Genomic DNA, 18,221 nt, shown 5'->3' with positions numbered 1-18,221 from the left:
CGCATCATACGCACATGCCGCATCGCTGCGGCAAGCGCGGAATTCCGGGGGCGTTTGGAGGCCTCGCCCGGAATCGAACCGGGGTGCAAGGATTTGCAGTCCTCTGCGTAACCACTCCGCCACGAGGCCTCATCGCTCCCGGCGTTTCCGGCGAACTCAATAGGTTGGGCCGCAATGCCAGTCAAGAACGCAAACCCGCTGACTGAAACATTCCCCTGAAAGGCGTAGGAAAGGCGAAGATTCTCTTACCTCACCCAATTCCGCGCCTACTCGCGCGGGCGCCGGCGCCGTTCCCACCATACGACCACGCGCCTGCGCCAGCGGCGCACCATGGCGAATTCGTAGGACAGCACGAGCAGGCCGAGCGGAATCATCCAGAAGCCGAGGATCGGCAGGAAGCCGAAGATGCCGAGGATAACCAGCACGACGCCGATGGCGATGCGCAGGCCGCGCGAACGCGGCATGGTGAATTCGCGGCCGAAAACGGCGATCTTGCGCGCCGGAATGGCGTCCGTTTCGATATCTGCACTCATGTCGGACGATCTATCCGGTTTCATGGAGGCTCAATGTGGGCAGCGGTTGCGCCACTGCAAGCTCGGCTCGGAAATTTATGCCCGAGCCGCTTGTCGGATAAAAGCGCTAAGCTTTGCAAAAAAATGCGGATTGTCGCTTTGCAAAGCCGAAATGGGTTTGCTATAGGCTGCCCCGCACGACGAGCCTCCGTTCCCCGGTAGCTCAGTGGTAGAGCAACCGGCTGTTAACCGGTTGGTCGCTGGTTCGAATCCGGCCCGGGGAGCCACTTTCTACCAGAAAGCCTTAGAAACCAAGCTCTGCAAGGGTTTCCGCTTCCCCAGAGATACACCGCGAGATACACTGCGGGGTACACTGGAATGAAGATTGACGTGCAGCACATTCAGAAACGCGGCAAAGCCGGATGGAGATACCGGCGCAAAGTCCCCGAGGCGCTTCGGGCGATCTTGGGCGCGCGCGAGATACTCAAGCCGCTCGGCAGCACCGAAGCTGAGGCGCTGAGGAATTGGCCTAAGGTTCATGCCCAGGCCGAGAAGATGCTGGCAGAAGCGACGAAGCGCGCCAAGGCCCCCTCCCCGCTCCAGCACGGCCCCCTGACAGCCGTCGATCAATTCCAGCTTGGTCAGAAGGCAATTCGCGAGTTGCTACTGGACCCGGAATGGGTCGGTGGTGACGGGGACCATGATCCCGAACGGATTGCCCGCGATGTCATAGCCGAAGGCATCGCCGCCAAGTATCCGCTGGACGAGGATGGCTATCCGGTTGGGATCGGCACGAGGGACCGTGCGGTCCTAGAAGCCCTCGCCTACGGTGCCCGCCAGCAGCGCCCCGAGCCGACCTTGGCAGATGCGCGGAAGCAATACGAGAAAGACAAGGTCAAGGACGACGACAAGAAGCAGAAGCAGGTCGCGCGCATCTTCGGGCTGGTCAAGGACGCGCTGGGCCGCGACCGGACTTTGCGCGGGTTGAAGCGCGCGGACGCCCGGGAGGTGCTGGACCACATGCTGGCCACTGGCCTCGCTGCGTCGTCTGTGGATCGCTATTTGAATATCGTGCGCTCGGCCTTCGATCACGCCGTGCGAGAGTTCGACCTTACTGGCCTGCTGAACCCATTCGCCAAGCTTGAGGCTGTCACCAAGGATAAGGCCGCGCCGGATAGGAGCCTACGCCGGCCGTTCACTCCCGAGGAATTGGCGGCCGTGAACGCAAGGATGACGCTACTGGCGCGCCCCGACCTTCGGAACGTATGGCGGATATTGGAGGGGACCGGGTGCCGCCTTGCCGAAGTCGCCGGGCTGCGTGTTGCCGATGTCCAGATTGACCATGCTATTCCGCACGTCGTGGTTGAGTGGCACGACGACAGGCGCATTAAGAATAAGGTGTCTCGGCGCAACGTGCCACTGATCGGGGACGCGCTGGAAGCGGCTAAGGAGGCACTGGAGGCGGCCAAGGGTCAAGCGATGCTGTTCCCTGCCTATGGCCGGAAGGATGGTGCCGGGTCAGCTTCGGCCGCTCTTGGCAAGCATGTCCGGGCCTGTGTGAAGGACCCGAAGGTCACCACGCATTCCTTGCGGCACCTGATGAAGGACCGGATGCGCCTTGGAGGGGTGAGCAAGACCGACCAAGACATTGTTCTAGGGCACTCCTCGGGTAGCGTTGGGGAGGACTACGGCGGTGACCTTATGGTGCTGCTGGAGGTCGGCAAGCGAGCCCTGGAGAAGGCGCTGGGATTGCAATAGCTCCTCCTCCATCGGTACAACCGACCTTCTGCCTGTTTCAGGGTTTGGGCGGCTATGTCCGATCTATCAATTGTTGCCAACAAGTCATTCCAACTCGCCGAAGATGCGCGCCTCCTGTTCGATAACGGACGATTTGAGACTTCCCTCTCCCTTTCAATCCTCTCGATTGAGGAGGCGGGCAAGTATCTCTTGCTGTCGAAGGGGCAAAGCATCCCTGTTTCGGAGATGCGCAAGCACCCAAAGAAGCAGCAGCGCGCCGCGTTGTCACTTCTTGTCCGACAGATGATCGCTGCCACCGAAGCCGTCAAGAAGATCACGCGACCCGAACAGTGGCTGGACCCGGCCTTTGAGCCAACGACTGACGATTTTGAGAAGGTATGGCGGATACTATCGCTAACTGGCGTGTTAGACTTTCATAGGGATGCGAACAACGGCGAAATGGATCGGTTAAAGCAGGCCGGCTTCTATATCGACGTCGGCCACGAGCGCCTCGGCCCTGACCAGTTCCGGGAGCTTGCCGCTAAATGGCTATCCGTGGCCTGCTGCCGGTTTTTCGGACACGAGGTTAAGCTAACATAGCTTTCTCTTCGAACTCGACCGGGCTCATATATCCCAATGTCGAGTGCCGTCGCCGGGGATTGTAGAAGCGCTCGATGTAATCGAACACATCCGCCCTGGCGTCATCCCTCGTCCTGTAAACCTTGCGTGCTGTCCGCTCGGTTTTCAGCGACGAGAAGAAGCTCTCCATCGCAGCATTGTCCCAGACGTTGCCCGACCGGCTCATCGAGCAGGTGATGCCGTGATCGGCCATCAGGCGCTGGAACTGTTCGCTCGTATATTGGCTGCCCTGGTCGCTGTGATGCAGCAGACTGTCCGGCTTGCCTCTGCGCCAGATCGCCATGATGAGAGCGTCGGTGACAAGCTGGGCCGTCATCTCCGCCTTCATCGCCCAACCGACGACACGCCGGGAGAATAGGTCGACCACGGCGGCAACGTAGAGCCATCCTTCGGCGGTCCAGATGTAGGTGAAGTCGGCGATCCACTTCTGGTTCGGGGCCGAGGCCTCGAAAGCGCGGTCGAGGATATTGTCCGACATTGCGGCTCGCTCGCCGGTGTCTTTCGGTAGCCCACGACGCCGCGGCCGGGCACGCAGCCCGTTCTGACGCATGAGCCGCTCGATGCGATGCAAGCCGCAGGAGAGACCCTCGGCCAGCACGTCATGCCAGACGCGGCGAGCGCCATAGGTTCGGTCGCTGCTCTTGAAGCTGCGATCGATCGCCGTCACCAGCACCTCGTCGTGCCGGGAGCGCGTGCTGGGGGTGCGGTTGAGCCAGGCATGGAAGCCCGAACGGGACACATCCAGAGCGTCGCATAGCCATGCCACCGGCCAGATGCTCCGGTGCTTCGCAATGAAAGCGAACCTCATATCGCTTCCCTCGCGAAGTAGGCTGCGGCCTTTTTTAAGATGTCGCGCTCCGCCTTCAGCTTGGCCACTTCCTTGCGCAGCCGATCGATCTCGAGCTGCTCCAGCTTCATCTGACCATGGCCGGGAAAGGCGTGTCGCGGATCAACGCTTGTCTCGCGAATCCATTTGCGCAGCACATTCTCATGGAGATCAAGGTCACGAGCCGCCTGGGTCACCGCGACGCCCCGTTCCTTCACCAGTCTCACTGCCTCAAGTTTGAACTCGCGGCTGAACTTCCTTCTCTGCATTCCAACTCTCCAGTTCCGTTAAACACCTTATCTCGGTGTCCACGAAACCGGCAGCAGGCCACCGAGGCCGAAGCCTTTGCGAGTGGGATTGTGTACCTGGAGGAGCATCGCGGGACCTCGTAGCTTCCGACAGAGCCCTCTCTGTGCCATGCTACCAGCATGTGCAATCTCTACAACCTCACCACCTCTCAGGAAGCCATACGGGCCCTCACGCGCACCCTACGCGACCTCTCGGGCAACCTTGAACCGTCCATTGACGTCTGAATAGCCCCGAGTTTCGTGGACGCCCTCGGGTTACATTTCCTGCTGCCTTTCGAACTCGACGGGTGACAGCATCCCGTTTCTGACGTGCTTGCGCTTCGCGTTGTAGAACATTTCGATGTAGTCGAACACGTCCTGCCTTGCCTCTTCGCGTGTTCGGTAGGTCCTGCGCCGTATCCTCTCGCGCTTGAGGAGATTGAAGAAGCTTTCGGCCACGGCGTTGTCATGGCAGTTTCCGCGACGGCTCATCGAGTGCTCGAGATTGTGGTGCTTCAGGAAGGCTGCCCAGTCCATGCTGGTGAACTGCGAGCCCTGATCCGAGTGGACCAGGACCTTGCTCTTCGGCTTTCGACGCCACACGGCCATCAGCAACGCCTGCAGAACGACGTCGGTGGTCTGGCGGCTCTGCAATGACCAACCGATGACGCGGCGCGAGAACAAGTCGATCACCACGGCCAGATAGGCAAAGCCCTCCTGGGTCCGGATATAGGTGATGTCTGTCACCCACGCCTTGTCCGGCGAATCGACATCGAACTGTCGAGCCAAGGTGTTGTCGACCACGACTGATGGCTTGCCGCCATGGGAACCGGGCCGGCGCTTGTAGCCGATCTGTGCCTTGATCCCGGCCAGCTTCGCGAGACGGGCGATGCGATTGACACAACTGGTCTCTCCCTGATCGAGGAGGTCGTCGTGCAGCTTGCGATAACCATAGACCCTGCCACTCTCCTTCCAGGCCTTTCTGATCAGATCAGTCTGACGTGCGTCTTCCCGAGCCCGTCTGCTCAACGGGCTCTTCAGCCATGCATAGAAGCCGCTGGGTCGGATGCGCAGGCAGCAGCACATCGCCCGCACCTTGAACTGCTGGCGATGCTCGGCAACGAACGCGTATCTCACCTTGCATCCTTGGCGAAATACGCGGTGGCTTTTTTTAAGATGTCGCGTTCCTCGGTGACGCGTGCCAGTTCCTTCTTCAGCCGACGGATCTCCGCCGCCTGATCGCCATCAGTCGAACCGGATGGCTTCGAGAACTTCCTGCGCCACGCGTAGAGCGAGTGCTGGCTGACGCCGAGCCGCTTCGATACCTCCGCAACGGGGTAGCCCCGCTCGGTGATCTGCGCGACCGCATCACGCTTGAACTCGTCACTGAAATTGCCAGTCCCCATCACGGCCTCCTTGCCTCAAAATTAGGGAAGAAGGCGTCCACAAATCTAGGGGCTATTCAGTCTACCCCAATCGCCCCGCCCCGGTGGTCCGCAACGCCCCCGATGGGCAGCGGGAGCTTGTCAATCTGACCTGGGGAATGCCCACGCCTCCCGAGCGGGTGACCGGTAAGGCCGACTACGGTAACACCAATATCCGGCACCCCGAGTATCGCCATTGGCAGCAGTATGTCGGCGTTGAGAACCGCTGCTTGGTCCCTGTCAGCAGTTTTGCCGAGCCCAGCCCGACGACTGGCGACAAGGACCCCGAGACAGGCATCCAACGGAACTTCTGGTTTGCCCGCCCCGACCGATCGCTGTTCCTCTTTGCCGGCCTGTGGACGCCTTGGCACGGGGTCCGAAAGGTGAAGGACGGGCCAGCCGATCATGAGCTATATGGGTTCCTCACCTGGAAACCGAATGCGGTGGTAGCGCCGATCCATGAGAAGGCCATGCCCGTGATCCTCACCACGGAAGCCGACATGGAAACTTGGATGACAGCCCCATGGTCTGAGGCGAAGGCGCTCCAGCGGACGGCACCGGATGACTACTTGGTGGTGGTCGACAAGCCGGCGACACAGATTAAGTTCCCCCAGGTTGTCACCCCGCCAGCGGCCCAGGGGTCTTTGTTCTGAGGATCGATCAATTTCGAGCTTTCCCAGCAACTGATCCTTACCGCCGCGCCGCTATGCTACTCCGTGAAAGGGGCAGGTATTGGCGGATTTGGGACACAACCTCCCGGCCAACCGCAGGGCACTTCTAGGCGTCACCATCGGGGCTTTCCTGGTGGCCGCCTCTGGGCCGGCCCATGCGCGGAAGCATCACTACTCGCACGACTATGATGGCGATGGTATCCGGTATGGACGCTATGGCCGCCGGGGCTGGCGCGGTCGACAAGGCTGGGGCATCCCTGCGCTGCTTGGCGTGGTCGGTACGGCTGGCATCGTGATCTTGGCCGCCCTGGCGTGGGAACGCTGGGGTCCCAAGCGCGGACCATCGCGACCCGTCCAGCCATACAGACGGCGGAACCGGCGCTAGATCACCCTCCCCGCTCATCTTTCCAGACCGGCCAACTCTTGACCTTGATGTCATGCAGGCGGCGGATGACGAATTCCCCCTTTCCTGCCGGCGGGTTCTCGATGCTCATTTCCAGGCAACCGGGAGTGCCGCATTTGGTGCATCGCCAGTTCCGTTCATAGATCACCGCGTCACACTCGATGTTGCCGAACAGGCGGCGCAAATCCTCTAGCGGGACATAGCGCCTGAGCTTGCAATAGCGGCACTGGATCAGGGCGTATCGCGCCACCCCCTCAGCGTCGGACAGTCGGTATGGCGGGCCTTTCCGCTTGGGCCAATAGGGTTCGGGCATAGCCTACGAATAGGAATAGATGCCTGAGAACGTCAATCCCGATCTTGACATTTTGTTCTCAATTTGTTCTCATGTCGCCTCCCGACAACAGGAGGCAGCGACATGGATCGCATTGTCACCCTCGACGCCCGCGAAGAGGCAATCCTACAGGCCGCCGCAAGTGACTTCGTGCGGTTGCATGGTGGTGACGCCATGAAGGCCCTGAAGGAACAGATGGTCCTCAACGGGCACCTTCAGGAGCGCTTGGACACCCTCTCGGGGGAGCTGAAGTATCCCCGGCAGGCCATGCGGAGGGGACCACCATGAGCGCCGTGATTGCTGCCCTGGTCCCTGCCAATGACTGGCATCCTCGCGATGTTGACGACGAGGGCGGCCCGGACTTCTACGAGGTGGCGCGGACGACCATTGTCGAGTTCGTGGAGGAAGGCCGGTTCAATCTGCCCAGGCCTGAGGATGACGTGGCGCACAAGCTACGGGATCACACGCTTGACGACCTCGACGACACCGAACGGGACACCTTCTTTGGACGCCTCTTGCCGCTGGTCATGGCGTTCCACACGCGGGACCGGGAAGCATTCGAGGAGGAGTTTGCTAAGCGGCGTTCCCCCGGCTTCTATGATCCGCCTACCGATCCCGGACAGGATGACCTGTTTCCGTCATGAGCGTCACCAGCAGCACCCCGGAGCAGGCCGTGGAAGCCCCTACCGATCCCCTGGAGGAGATCATCGCTGCACATGGCGGTGACCTCAGGGAGGCGTTGAGAGTGGCCTTGGAGGTGAACGCTGGGCTGGAACAGGAGTTGGCCTTGGCGGTCGCTGGGGTGAGCTTCGGGTATGGCCGAGGGTGGCACCATAGGCGGCTTATGGGGCTGGCGAAGGAAGATCGGGGCCCATAAGATCGCGCCTGATCGGGGGAAATAGGAATGAAGTGGCAGTGGAGTAACGTCAACGGCATCTCACCATCGGGCTACCGCTGTGGCTTCTGTGACGAGCGGGTGGCGGCAGATAGAGGCTATTTTGCTGAAGAGCTGTTGGGGAAGGGTAATCGACGTTACATCCAGATTTGCCCGAATTGCGACAGCCCCACTTACGTAACGGAATATGGGTTACACATCCCGAGCCCCAAGCCGGGTAACTCGGTCGACCATGTGCCAAAGGAAGTCTACGACCTCTACAACGAGGCCCGGTCCTGCGTCGGTATAGGCGCATATACAGCGTCGGTCCTCGCCTCCCGCAAGCTCCTCATGAACATCGCAGTCAGTCAGGGAGCCCCTGCGGGGCAATCCTTCATCGCATATGTCCAACACCTAGCCGACAGTGGATTTGTTCCGCCGAACGGAAAGGGCTGGGTGGACCACATCCGTAAGAAGGGTAACGAGGCAACCCATGAGATACTGCCAATGTCTGAGGCAGACGCTAAGGAGCTTGTCTCCTTTAGCGAAATGCTTCTGAAATTCATCTTTGAGTTCCCGAACCGTGTGCCCTCTGACCCGGTCCCTTCGTCCTGAGAGCCGGAATTTTGGGCAACAATTTCTGAGCGCCCCATCTGATTATAGGAACGCGCCTATTCCCCCGGTACCCCCTCGCGTTCCCCTTCAATCCACCCTTCACGCCTCCCTCACGTTCCACCTTGCCGCTCCACCCTCAGGCGAGGACAGGAAGGTGTGCAGGAGCGGCACTGAGGGATTGCCTGATGGTGGACAGGGGGCGGGGGATAGCGGGCTCCTGCATAGGTTTATGGCTATGTATCAATCACAACGAACGTTGACAGTTTGATACGGCCTCTGTATCAAGCGCAACAGATCAACCTGTTACGCGGGACCTCCTCCATGCAGAAGTACGTCGTCTACACCCGGGTGAGCACTACCGACCAAGGCAAGAACGGTCACGGGCTCGACGCCCAAGAGCGGGACATAGACATCTTCCTGAGCAACTATTCCGAGGTTCCCTATGAGGTGCTTGGGAGGTTTCAGGACATACAGAGCGGCAAGGACGACAATCGGCCCGAGTTGGCCAGGGCTCTAGACCTAGTCCGAAGGACCGGCGCTGAGCTTCTGGTTTCAAAGCTGGACCGGCTCAGCCGTAGGGTCGCCTTCATTGCCACCCTCATGGACGACAAGAGGGTTAAGCTCCGGGTCGCCTCCATGCCCCAAGCCGACAAGTTCCAGCTCCATATCTATGCCGCGTTGGCTGAGCAGGAACGGGACTTCATCTCCAAGCGCACCGTGGCCGCGCTGGCAGCTGCCAAGGCCAAGGGTAAGAAGCTGGGCGGTTACCGGGCGGGCAGCTTGGACAAACGCATAGAGACGCTCAAGGCTGTGGCAGATGAGGACGCCCAACGGGTGATCGGCTTCATTCGCCCCTTGCGGGAAGCTGGACAGAGCCTAAGGCAGATCGCTGAGGCTCTAGCCGGGTCAGGACTACCGACGCCCAGGGGTGGCGCGTGGACTGCAATGCAGGTGAAGCGCACCATAGAGCGCCTGGAAGCCTGACCGGCAGCGCTGCCGGGTCGAATATGGCCCGCAGGAGGACTACCGGGCGCGATATGGCCCGCAGTAGGAGTGGAGGGGGCTTCCATTAGCAACACCTCAACAAGTGCAACAGTAGGAGTGGAGGGCTATTCTCCCCCGCAGTAGCACTACCCCACGCGATAGCTCGGCTGAGCCTCGCCTTTCACTCATGTCGCCCTCTCCGTTGAGACGCCAGCTTTCATGCTGCGCATTGGGCTGGGACCGTTCTCCTTCCGGCATGGCCCTTGGGCTCCGGTCGGGCGGCATTGGTGATGGGCGGCGCGGGTATGTGCGGCCGTATGTGTCCTGATCCATCTTTTGAGGAGAACTTCCCGACCTTCCGACATTTTTAAAAGGAGAACTTCCCGAATGAAAGGCGAGCAACGCCTAGAAGCCGTCATGGCAACCCATTGCGTCGGCGGCGCTCACCTACTCCCCGGCTCCCTTGGCCTCAACCAGGGCTGGACCCACTTCAAGGCACAACGCCGCATCGCAGGTGGCCAACCCGTCAACTTCTATCGCACACGCACCAAGCGGGCCCTCAACGCCGACTATACGGCCACCCAAGCGCACCTCAGCAGGGACTACCGGCAGGACACCCTGGGTGACCTGAAGGGCCCAGCAGTAAAGAGCGATGTTACACTGACCGCCTACGCCAAGACCAAGAGCGTCGGCCCGAGGAAGGCCCGGCGGATCATGCTGCAACTCGGCTTTCTACAGCCAGAAATCGAGACCCGCATGGTGCCCATGTTTGTGGACCCCCGCCACACCCGCCCTGTCTACAGAACCATCCCCCGGCTTGCCTCATGGGCATTTGACGAGGGGCTGGGTAAAAGGATCGAACCGCGTGGAGGCATCCCGTTCGATGTCCTATCGCCGGATGGGATGGCATGGCTTGATGCCCGCTGGCCCGTCCCGGAGGTGCTGCCGAAAGGGAAGCGTGGAAGGCCGCCAACCGGGTTGCGGCAGGAGGTCCAGACGCTCATGGCGGCCGGACGCACCCAAGCCGAGATTGCCCGTATTCTAGGCAAGTCGGTGCGGTCGATCTACCGGCAGATGCAATCCCTCAAGCAGGCAGCTTAAGTCGGGACCGGACATAATTCCCGGTCTTGGCTATTAAGGGGAACCTTTAGGGAGCCCTCACGGGGCCCTTCGGGCTGGAGACTACCAGTCCCAGAGTACCGGGTCCTACACTTCAGGTATCCCTTAGCGTCTCCCCTTCGGGGGCCTTGCCTCAGCAAGATGGACCGAAGGACACCGGGCTAAGGCTGCACTGAAAGAGGGCATAGGGTTCTCCCATCCTCCGTAATCCACCTAAGAACCCCCTCCCCTTTATCTTTCACCTTCAGGCAGCACCCCAGCATAACCTAGCGCGTCCCTTAGCCTGCCCCCTGAATGGCCCATAAATACCTCACCTTAGAATGCGGGCTCCGCCCTTGTTGTGAGTGTGAGTTGGAGTGTCCTGTAACCCCTGATGTCTCCAGCCCGAAGGGCCCCGTGAGGTGCGCCTTAAGGGTAGCCTTAAAGGGGCACCCGAGGGGCTTTCACCACCATCCACGCCTCTCCTTGTCTGTCCAAGAGTTTTGGATGAGGACAGGCGATCTACCAAGCGGGGACCCCCTGCAAGTCTAGCTAATCGACCATTTGCAGATGGTCAGCAAGCTCCGATATGCGTCTGGTAGGTAGCGGTAGGCGTCAAAGCCTATCTCAATCCACCAGATGGCTTCGGTGACCCAAGGCTTGAGTGAAGAAATATCCTTCTTCATTGTTCCCCTGACTGTGCCGTTTGCTGCCGGGTTGGTTCCGGCGTCCCACGTCCTCCTAACGAGGAGTGACGAGGAAGCAGCAGCAGAGCGTGGGGGTCCCCGCTCGGTAGATCGCCCCATAGGCCCGGGCTGTCAACATGCCCCCCCTCACCATCCAAACCAGAAGGAACACCACGAACAATGAACCGGCCAGCCGATGGCCCCAAGCCGATTACAGATATCCGCCTTCCAGACAGTGAGCAGCGCCGCAAATGGCGTGACGCGGCCCGTGCCCGCTATCACTCCAACGAGGAGGCCCGCCGCGCCAAGATAGCGGCCATTGAAGACTACCGACGACGCCACCCCGACAAGGTCCGGGAGGCCCGGAACCTAGCCCGCAAGCGCAACCGCAGGGGCATCCAGAGGGCGTATCGCAAGGCCACCCCAGAGACCCCCGCGTGAGAACCTATTGGTCCCCAGCTCCAGGGCACCATGCCTATGTCACCACCGTCAACGGCGATAGCGTCAGCGACTACGGCGCATACACCCACGAAAGCCAGACGGAAGACCCCGAGGATACCGTAGCGCTGGACAGCCTGAGGAAGACCCTCCCGGTCGCCCAGCAGGTTGCACCGGACGGGCCGGCACCCTCAGACCCCAAGCCCCAGCAAGAGCCCCCGCCAAGCACATCGCGAAAGCGGCACCCTGTGTTGAACCCGTGGCGGTGCCGTTCGCACCTGCACGTAGACCTCCCGCCTGGGTATGTCGTGACACGCGACGGGCTCTTGGCACCGAAGCAGATCAGGGGACGCGCCAAATCGATCAGGGCGGCCCTTGAGAAGCGCGCGGCGCGTGACGGGCAGAGGGTCCGATATTGACGGTCGACCTCTCTTATCCACCGCGCTCCCTCGCCCTGCACATCATCGAAGCCATGGCCGACCCCGCCGTGGCGGATTGGGACGGCGTGGCCACGCGTGTCGGACTGGCCAACGGGTCAGAAGCCAACGGGGCGGCGCATCGCTGCTTCCAGATTTATGGCTACGGAGCGTTGCACCCGAACCTTGTGGCATTGTGGAACGCGCAGCGCTCCATGATCCCACGTCCGACCTCTCAGCCGTCCCAGCAGCCGACACCTCGCGTCGACCCTTGGCGGCCCCTTAGCGATGCCGATAGCGCGCGGCGTTAGCGACCCCCACCACCATCATCCAGAACACACACACACCGAACCGAAGGAGACATCATGTCTAATTTCCCACAGATCAACGGCGGAAGCCCCGCCTCCACACCGTCCAACACCCTGCCCGACCTTACCCCTGAAGAAACCCGCCTGCTTGGCATGTCCCGCGCTGATCGGGAGGAACATTTCCGGCGCATGGAAGCCCGAGCCGAGGAGACAGCGGCGCGGATCAAGGAATACGAATTGCAGAAGCAGGTTGCCGAGGATGTCGAGCATAGCCTTTCTAAGAACGTCCAGTATCAACGGATGTTGCGTGGCGCTCACCCCCGCGTGGCGTCATCAGACACGGACAACGAGAACACCCGACAGGCCCTTGCCCAGCCCTTCGCCATCGGCGCACCGCAAGCCCTGATCGATACCATCCCGATCATGGTCGGCGGCATCCAGCTTGGTCCCCAGCAGGCAAAGGACATGCTGGCAACGGGCCAGATCAGCAAGCGCGACTATGACGCCGGATTGGCCCGTGAGTTGGCGGCCTATGGCTATGCAGCGCCGGGTTTCAGGACGGCCTAGCTCCCAACGAGAAGCCCGTTGAGAGGCGGGTGGACGCTAGGCATGACGGAAATTCTGTTGACCCTGATGGCAGCGACGGCACCCCAGACGGTGACGGCGATGCTGATGAAGATGAGGACGGCGACGACGAGCTGGAGAAGGCTGAGAAGCTGTACGAGGAGATGGTCGCGGCCTGCGACCAGAGCCTGAACCGCTGGAAAGAGGCTGCCACCCCCGAGGTGCAACAAGCGGCGGTCGACCACTTCGCAGAGACGGGGGAGCTTAACGCCGAGTTGGCGGGCGTTGACCCTATCGAGGCCGAGATGGTTCACGCCGCCTTCTACCAGTATGTCGAGCGGAACGTCCTCAAGCCTTTCGGCCTGACGGTCGCAACGTGGCAGGAGCATATCGACCCTGCCGAGGAGCCCGCTTTCAGACGCGCCATGGCCAAGGGCGATTGGGCGTTGCTGAAGCACCACGCGAACCGGGCGGCAGCGATGCGCCGGGAACACGGGCTGATGAAGTAACAGACGACACCCTAAGGGGCCCGTTAAGCCCAACCCCCTGTACTGCCCCAAGCTCACACAGGGCGGGCCCCTGAAGGCTCAGACCTATGCAGGAGCCGCGTGAAAGCGTGGCCCTGCCGATCTACCACCGGGACCGCTAAGCGCGATCCTGCACACCTTCCCGACCCGACAATTCAGCATATCCAGAAGAAGGAGATAGATGGCCTCTTATCGAGAGACCGACGACGACTACCGCAGCGTGTTCCTCAGGTGGGACCACAGCGAGAAGAAGGCGACCCGCATCATCGGTTGCCGCGACGACCTTCAATTCATCATCCAGTACCGCGCCGGCCCCGACCGGTGGCGCTCCCGTTACTTCTGCCGAACCCGACAGGCCCTTGAGCGGCTCCTCCCGGGGATGGCCGAAGACATCAGGGCTGCCCTGCCCGAGACGTTCGATACCCCCGCAGCACAACCCGCAGGAACCTCATGACCCAAATCAGCTATGCCACGCAGGGCAAGACCCGCAGCCTCCCCCTGAGCCAGTCCTATCTGGAACAGCTCACCGGGGTGGCCTCTCGGGTTGACCCCTCGCTGGGCATCACTATCACGTCTGCGGCCCAGGAAGCCTTGGACCCGGAGAAGCAGCGCAAGGGCATCAAGCAGAAGCGCACCGGCTCCACCCGGCACGACGTTGACGAGCATGGCGAAGGCCACACCTCGGACATCGTCCTGACGAGGGACGGCAAGACCATCCTCCCGGGGCAGGATAAGGCCCTCTACGCCAAGTTCATGGAGGAGGCTGCCGCCTCGGGCTTCACCGGGATCGGCCACTACTCGTGGGGCATCCACGTCGGCGGGGGCTCCCAGCGCGCCTGGGGCCCATCCACCAACAGCGACACCCTCGACCCTGAGTTCGGCGCTGCCATCCAGCGTGGCTGGGCCCGTGGTGGGACTGTGGAGCGTAAGCCCCTCGGTCCTGTAGGTGGCAACAGCGAGCTGGCTGACGCCATCCGCAAACACGCCAAGCGCATTGGGGCCAACCCGGAGGACTTCGCCACTGCCATCTCCTACGAGACCGGTGGCACGTTCGATCCATGGAAGAAGGGCCCGGCCACGCAGTGGGGCCAGCATGAGGGCTTCATCCAGATGGGTGAGACCCAGCGGCAGCAGTTCGGCTACCAGCAGGGCAAGTCCATCGACGAGCTGGTCGGTGCCTCCGCTGACTACCTGGTGGCCAACGGCTTCAAGCCGGGTATGTCGGGACTGGACCTCTACTCCACCATCAATGCTGGCGCTCCCGGCCGCTACGGTGCCTCTGACGCTGCCAACGGCGGCGCTTCGGGGGACGTGGCGGACAAGTGGAACAACCAGATGGGCGACCACCGGAAGAAGGCTCAGGCCCTCCTCGGTGGCTCCTACACGCCGGGTTCGACCTCCCAGCCGGGCTTCGGGGGTGGTGCATCCATCAGCTCCCCTAACGCGCCCGACGTGTGGGTCCCTAAGGTTGAGACTGCGCCGTTCACCCAGCTCGCCTCCGACGCTTTCCAGTCGGAACAGTCCCTCGCGTGGATGTCCCGCAACAACCGCATCGCCCAGATGGAGCCGCAGGACGGCTACAAGCTCACCAAGGAGATGCTGGACCAGGACTTCAACAGCAGGGGGATCGATCCGGCGACCTATTCCAATCAGCTCTCCATGGCCCAATCGCCGGCCGCCTACGAATACGCCAAGGGTCTCATCTACGAGGACCATGAGCGTCTCCAGAGGTTGCAGGCTAGTGGGTTCACCGGGGCCGCCCTTCAGATCACCAATCAGATGTTCGATCTGGCAACCCTGCCGGTGGACATTGCGGTTGGCACCGTGGCCCCTGAACTGATCCTGAGCAAGAAGGCACCGCGCCTCTACCGTGCCATCACAGGCGCGTTGGCGGGCGGCACAGCCGGTGCTGCAAGCAATGCGGCCCAGGTGGCCGTCAACCCCCACAGGGACAGCTCAGACGTCATCTTCGGGGCCATCCTCGGGGTTGGCTTCGGTGGTGTCGCTGGTGCCCTCTACAAGAACGCGGCTACGGCTGCTGAGGGGGCCGCAGTACAGCGCCTCGGGCAGGACCTCGCCCAGGGTGTCGAAACCTCGCACCTTCCGGGGATCGCTGAGGGTAGTTCTGCGGGTGCCCGTGGGGTGGACGTTGACGGGTGGCTGAAGGATGAGGCGTTCGCCCTTGTGCAGGACAACGAGGTGGCCCGTACCATGTTCGGTCGGGGCCGCATGTCGCTTGCCTCACAGTTGGGCGGGAGCCGCAACCCGGCAACCCGGATGGCGTCTCATCTGGTGCAGGATGGTGTCGGCAAGCAGGGCGGCGCAATCAACCCGTTCTCGGCTTCTGAGGATATGTCCATGTTCACCGACCGGTGGCACGGCTCCCTCATGAAGACCTACCAGCCCGCCCTGAAACAGTGGCTGAAGGATACCGGCGTCCCCTTCTCGGATCGCTATGCTGCTCAGTTCGAGTTCCGTGAACAGGTCGCCCGCTATGTCCGTGACTACAGGGAGGGACGGGCAGAGCGATACCATGAGGCGGTGCGGCGTATGGGCGACAAGATCGCCAAGGTACAGGCCGATATTCGGAAGATGGCTGAGAACCCGCTGTATGAGGAAGGCTCCACCGGCCGTGCCGTGTCAGGCTTTGACCAGTTCGGAGACAACCCCAACTATCTCATGCGCGTATGGGATGCCCGGAAGGTGGGCAATGTGGAAGCCCGCTACAAGGGCGACACGCTGGAGCGTCTCATCTTCGGGTCCATGCAATCGGCCAACCCTCAGGTGCCCATAGCGGTTGCGCAGAAGGCGGCCCGAGGCTTTGCCCGGATGCTGTCCAAACGGGTGCATGGCGTTGAGCAGATGATGTTCGGTCGCGTGTCGGCTGAGAACATTGACGAGCTGGCGGACGCGTTGGTGAGGCATGGCGGCATGTCGGGAGAAGACGCGCGGCAACTCCTCCGTGACATCGCCGGGAAGTCTGATGACACAGGCAGGGCGTCGGTGGCCAAACACCGCACTATCCTTGACGAGAAGTACGGCCTTCGCGGTGCAGATGCCCCGATCACGAAGGATGGCGTCCGTGGTGATGACCTCTTTATCGAGGACCTCCTCCACAACGACGCCATTGAGCTGGCCATGGGCTACGCCCGGAAGATGGCTGGCCAAGTCTCCCTTGCCCGCTTCCGTATCAAGGACCCCGTCACAGGCGAATTGCTGCTCAACGGGGTCACCCGGGACAGCGAGTTCGACAGCTTCCTCCGCACCGTGTGGAAGAAGGGCTTGGACGAGGGTGTCAGCGAGGCGGACCTGAAGCTGGACGAGAAGAACCTGAGGTTCGCGTACGACTTCATCAAGGGGACGCCCAACTGGGCCGAAGACAGCTTTGGAGCTGAGGCTATGCGCCTCCTCCGTGAGTTCAATTTCATGCGCCTGATGAACCAAGCCGGGTTCGCTCAGGCTATGGAAGCCTCACGGATTGTCAGCTCCCTTGGCGTCAAGGCCGCCTTCTCCCAGATGCCGGCCCTTCGCCGGGTGGTGAACATGGAGGGGGAGGCCATCCGCAAATCCGGGCTGGCGGAAGACCTGGAGGCGCTCATAGGCACGTCCTACGACAACCTCCTCGGGACCATCGGGCGGCGCATGGACGACATGGCGGGACAGGCAAACAGCCTGGACCGTGGCACCTCCATGCAGAAGCTCACGGCCCTTGCCCAGCGTGGCAACCGGCTGACCTCCGTTGCCTCAGGCATGGCCCACGTCAACGACATCCTCCAGACCTGGGCCTTGAAGGCCATCGTTCAGAAGTTCGCGAACATGGCCGCCAATGGGGTGGAGTATCAGGGGAAGCGCCTAGCTGACCTTGGGCTGGACCCGGGCATGGCCAAGCGGATCGCCGCACAGTTCAACCAGCCGGGCAACTTCGAGTACGCCAAGGGTGTGCTGTCGGGCAGGAAGGTGGTCCGTGCCCATTTCGACAGATGGTCGGACCCGGAGGCCCGCGAGGCGTTCATCCGTGCCACCAGACGCATGGCAACGCAGATCATCCAAGAGAACGATATCGGCAACTTCCATCGCTATATCTCCAGCCCGCTGGGCAAAGTGATGATCCAGTTCCGCACGTTCGTCTTGGCGGCCTATGAGAAGCAAACCCTACGGTCCCTCCACATGAGAGACGGCAGGGAACTTGCCGTGGTGCTGTCTTCGATGGTCACGGCGGCGCTTGTTTATGCCGTACAGGAGAACCTCAAGGCCATCGGTCGGTCAGACCGTGACGAGTACCTTGAGCGGCGTCTGTCATGGGGCAACCTCGCCTTGGCAGGGTTCGCCCGCACCGGTCATTCCTCACTCTTGCCAATGGCGTGGGACACCGGGCCCAGCACCATCCTCTGGGGTGAACCGACGTTCGACTTCAGAACGACAGGGCAGCCGATGCAGGGCGTCACGGGCAATCCTACCGTGGGCTTCGCTAATGACGTGATCGGAGCCATGAGCAGCGTGGCCCGGCCCGCCATAGAAGGCCGCAGCATGTCGCAGGAGGAGGCCAGAGCTGTGCAGCGTCTTGCGCCGTTCCAGAACTTCCTACCGCTATCGGCCCTCTTCAACTCGCTCATCAGCGGGTTGCCTGAGCGGAGCCCGAAGGTAAGGCGGTAAGTTTCAACAATGGGTGTCCCGGATTGTCCTATGTCTGGGACCCCCCTTTTGTGGCCAAGTGGCTGCATTCATTGGCAGAATTTTGCCCATAAATCGGATGATCCTACAGATAGGATAATCCTACTAAACAATTGATCTATTTGTCTTTTTTGCCATTGACGACCGGTCGCAAATCAGGCGATCAAGCGGCACGGGATGGCAATCGGCCGCCCCGGTAACTCAGGCAAA

16 protein-coding genes, 2 tRNA genes and 1 pseudogene are annotated in these 18,221 nt (G+C 61.5%); 14 read left to right on the top strand and 5 right to left on the bottom strand.

The genetic code is table 11. The features are described from left to right. Positions 1-55: 55 nt before the first annotated feature. Both FGU64_RS03460 and FGU64_RS03455 read right to left on the bottom strand, forming a co-directional pair. Positions 56-129 (bottom strand) — tRNA-Cys (locus FGU64_RS03460). Between the two features lie 137 nt (positions 130-266). Then, entirely contained in the window at positions 267-533 is a 267-nt protein-coding gene (locus FGU64_RS03455; protein WP_136353867.1) for a PGPGW domain-containing protein, read from the bottom strand. A 191-nt stretch (positions 534-724) separates the two neighbouring features. Between FGU64_RS03455 and FGU64_RS03450 the strand changes: the two genes are divergently transcribed. The 3 genes from FGU64_RS03450 to FGU64_RS03440 all read left to right on the top strand — a co-directional run bounded on the left by FGU64_RS03450 (position 725) and on the right by FGU64_RS03440 (position 2,849). Continuing rightward, a tRNA-Asn gene (locus FGU64_RS03450) sits at positions 725-799 on the top strand. 91 nt (positions 800-890) lie between these two features. Then, on the top strand, positions 891-2,270 hold the full coding sequence (locus tag FGU64_RS03445; RefSeq protein ID WP_139950893.1) for a tyrosine-type recombinase/integrase: 1,380 nt from the start codon (positions 891-893) through the stop codon (positions 2,268-2,270). A gap of 54 nt (positions 2,271-2,324) precedes the next feature. Next, positions 2,325-2,849 (top strand): AbiV family abortive infection protein, encoded by a 525-nt coding sequence (locus FGU64_RS03440; protein ID WP_139950892.1) that lies wholly within the window; start codon positions 2,325-2,327, stop codon positions 2,847-2,849. Here the strand turns inward: FGU64_RS03440 and FGU64_RS03435 are convergent. After that, positions 2,836-3,983 (bottom strand): IS3 family transposase gene (locus FGU64_RS03435; protein ID WP_139950891.1). Its coding sequence is split into 2 segments (ribosomal slippage): positions 2,836-3,737 and positions 3,737-3,983, totalling 1,149 coding nucleotides; the frame shifts between segments, so codons are not numbered across the junction. The two genes, FGU64_RS03440 and FGU64_RS03435, sit on opposite strands and share 14 nt — an antisense overlap. 159 nt (positions 3,984-4,142) lie before the next feature. Here FGU64_RS03435 and FGU64_RS23480 point away from each other — a divergent pair. Further along, positions 4,143-4,244: pseudogene (locus tag FGU64_RS23480) on the top strand (SOS response-associated peptidase); the annotation flags it as partial. Positions 4,245-4,277: 33 nt separating this feature from the next. On the opposite strand, the gene FGU64_RS03425 reads toward FGU64_RS23480, so the two are convergent. Next, positions 4,278-5,407 (bottom strand): IS3 family transposase gene (locus FGU64_RS03425; protein ID WP_139950890.1). Its coding sequence is split into 2 segments (ribosomal slippage): positions 4,278-5,164 and positions 5,164-5,407, totalling 1,131 coding nucleotides; the frame shifts between segments, so codons are not numbered across the junction. Positions 5,408-5,427: 20 nt separating this feature from the next. On the opposite strand from FGU64_RS03425, the gene FGU64_RS03420 reads away from it, so the two are divergent. Further along, positions 5,428-6,078: an SOS response-associated peptidase gene (locus FGU64_RS03420; RefSeq protein WP_139950889.1), complete on the top strand. Its 651-nt coding sequence runs from the start codon at positions 5,428-5,430 to the stop codon at positions 6,076-6,078. A gap of 404 nt (positions 6,079-6,482) precedes the next feature. Here the strand turns inward: FGU64_RS03420 and FGU64_RS03415 are convergent, their stop codons facing one another. After that, complete coding sequence (locus FGU64_RS03415) at positions 6,483-6,749, bottom strand: hypothetical protein (RefSeq protein ID WP_139950888.1); 267 nt, start codon at positions 6,747-6,749, stop codon at positions 6,483-6,485. Positions 6,750-6,914: 165 nt separating this feature from the next. Here FGU64_RS03415 and FGU64_RS03410 point away from each other — a divergent pair, with 165 nt between their 5' ends. From FGU64_RS03410 to FGU64_RS03365, 9 genes are all read left to right on the top strand, one after another. Then, entirely contained in the window at positions 6,915-7,118 is a 204-nt protein-coding gene (locus FGU64_RS03410) for a hypothetical protein (RefSeq protein ID WP_139950887.1), read from the top strand. Further along, on the top strand, positions 7,115-7,474 hold the full coding sequence (locus FGU64_RS03405) for a hypothetical protein (protein ID WP_139950886.1): 360 nt from the start codon (positions 7,115-7,117) through the stop codon (positions 7,472-7,474). Before FGU64_RS03410 ends, FGU64_RS03405 begins: the two co-directional genes overlap by 4 nt. Positions 7,475-7,734: 260 nt before the next feature. Beyond that, on the top strand, positions 7,735-8,319 hold the full coding sequence (locus FGU64_RS03395; RefSeq protein ID WP_139950884.1) for a DUF4145 domain-containing protein: 585 nt from the start codon (positions 7,735-7,737) through the stop codon (positions 8,317-8,319). Positions 8,320-8,640: 321 nt separating this feature from the next. Continuing rightward, positions 8,641-9,303, top strand: a complete 663-nt coding sequence (locus FGU64_RS03390; RefSeq protein ID WP_139950883.1) for a recombinase family protein — start codon at positions 8,641-8,643, stop codon at positions 9,301-9,303. Between the two features lie 387 nt (positions 9,304-9,690). Beyond that, entirely contained in the window at positions 9,691-10,404 is a 714-nt protein-coding gene (locus FGU64_RS03385) for a helix-turn-helix domain-containing protein (RefSeq protein ID WP_139950882.1), read from the top strand. Between the two features lie 1,902 nt (positions 10,405-12,306). Beyond that, on the top strand, positions 12,307-12,816 hold the full coding sequence (locus FGU64_RS03380; protein WP_139950881.1) for a hypothetical protein: 510 nt from the start codon (positions 12,307-12,309) through the stop codon (positions 12,814-12,816). 29 nt (positions 12,817-12,845) lie between these two features. Further along, positions 12,846-13,322, top strand: coding sequence for a hypothetical protein (locus FGU64_RS03375; RefSeq protein WP_139950880.1), 477 nt, complete (start codon positions 12,846-12,848; stop codon positions 13,320-13,322). A 199-nt stretch (positions 13,323-13,521) separates the two neighbouring features. Then, positions 13,522-13,794, top strand: coding sequence for a hypothetical protein (locus FGU64_RS03370; RefSeq protein WP_139950879.1), 273 nt, complete (start codon positions 13,522-13,524; stop codon positions 13,792-13,794). Then, entirely contained in the window at positions 13,791-17,993 is a 4,203-nt protein-coding gene (locus tag FGU64_RS03365; protein ID WP_139950878.1) for a hypothetical protein, read from the top strand. The genes FGU64_RS03370 and FGU64_RS03365 overlap by 4 nt, the downstream gene beginning before the upstream one ends. Positions 17,994-18,221: the final 228 nt, after the last annotated feature.

It is taken from the genome of Mesorhizobium sp. 8, assembly GCF_006351905.1.
Lineage (GTDB): Bacteria > Pseudomonadota > Alphaproteobacteria > Rhizobiales > Rhizobiaceae > Mesorhizobium > Mesorhizobium composti.
This window is presented reverse-complemented; position numbering and strand designations above follow the sequence as displayed.

Bases quoted from the DNA above. Each gene is read 5' to 3' on its own strand.
- FGU64_RS03365 (WP_139950878.1), top strand. From the start codon at position 13,791: ATGACCCAAATCAGCTATGCCACGCAGGGCAAGACCCGCAGCCTCCCC.
- FGU64_RS03440 (WP_139950892.1), top strand. From the start codon at position 2,325: ATGTCCGATCTATCAATTGTTGCCAACAAGTCATTCCAACTCGCCGAA.
- FGU64_RS03445 (WP_139950893.1), top strand. From the start codon at position 891: ATGAAGATTGACGTGCAGCACATTCAGAAACGCGGCAAAGCCGGATGG.
- FGU64_RS03395 (WP_139950884.1), top strand. From the start codon at position 7,735: ATGAAGTGGCAGTGGAGTAACGTCAACGGCATCTCACCATCGGGCTAC.
- FGU64_RS03385 (WP_139950882.1), top strand. From the start codon at position 9,691: ATGAAAGGCGAGCAACGCCTAGAAGCCGTCATGGCAACCCATTGCGTC.
- FGU64_RS03380 (WP_139950881.1), top strand. From the start codon at position 12,307: ATGTCTAATTTCCCACAGATCAACGGCGGAAGCCCCGCCTCCACACCG.
- FGU64_RS03455 (WP_136353867.1), bottom strand. From the start codon at position 533: ATGAGTGCAGATATCGAAACGGACGCCATTCCGGCGCGCAAGATCGCC.
- FGU64_RS03370 (WP_139950879.1), top strand. From the start codon at position 13,522: ATGGCCTCTTATCGAGAGACCGACGACGACTACCGCAGCGTGTTCCTC.
- FGU64_RS03390 (WP_139950883.1), top strand. From the start codon at position 8,641: ATGCAGAAGTACGTCGTCTACACCCGGGTGAGCACTACCGACCAAGGC.
- FGU64_RS03405 (WP_139950886.1), top strand. From the start codon at position 7,115: ATGAGCGCCGTGATTGCTGCCCTGGTCCCTGCCAATGACTGGCATCCT.
- FGU64_RS03410 (WP_139950887.1), top strand. From the start codon at position 6,915: ATGGATCGCATTGTCACCCTCGACGCCCGCGAAGAGGCAATCCTACAG.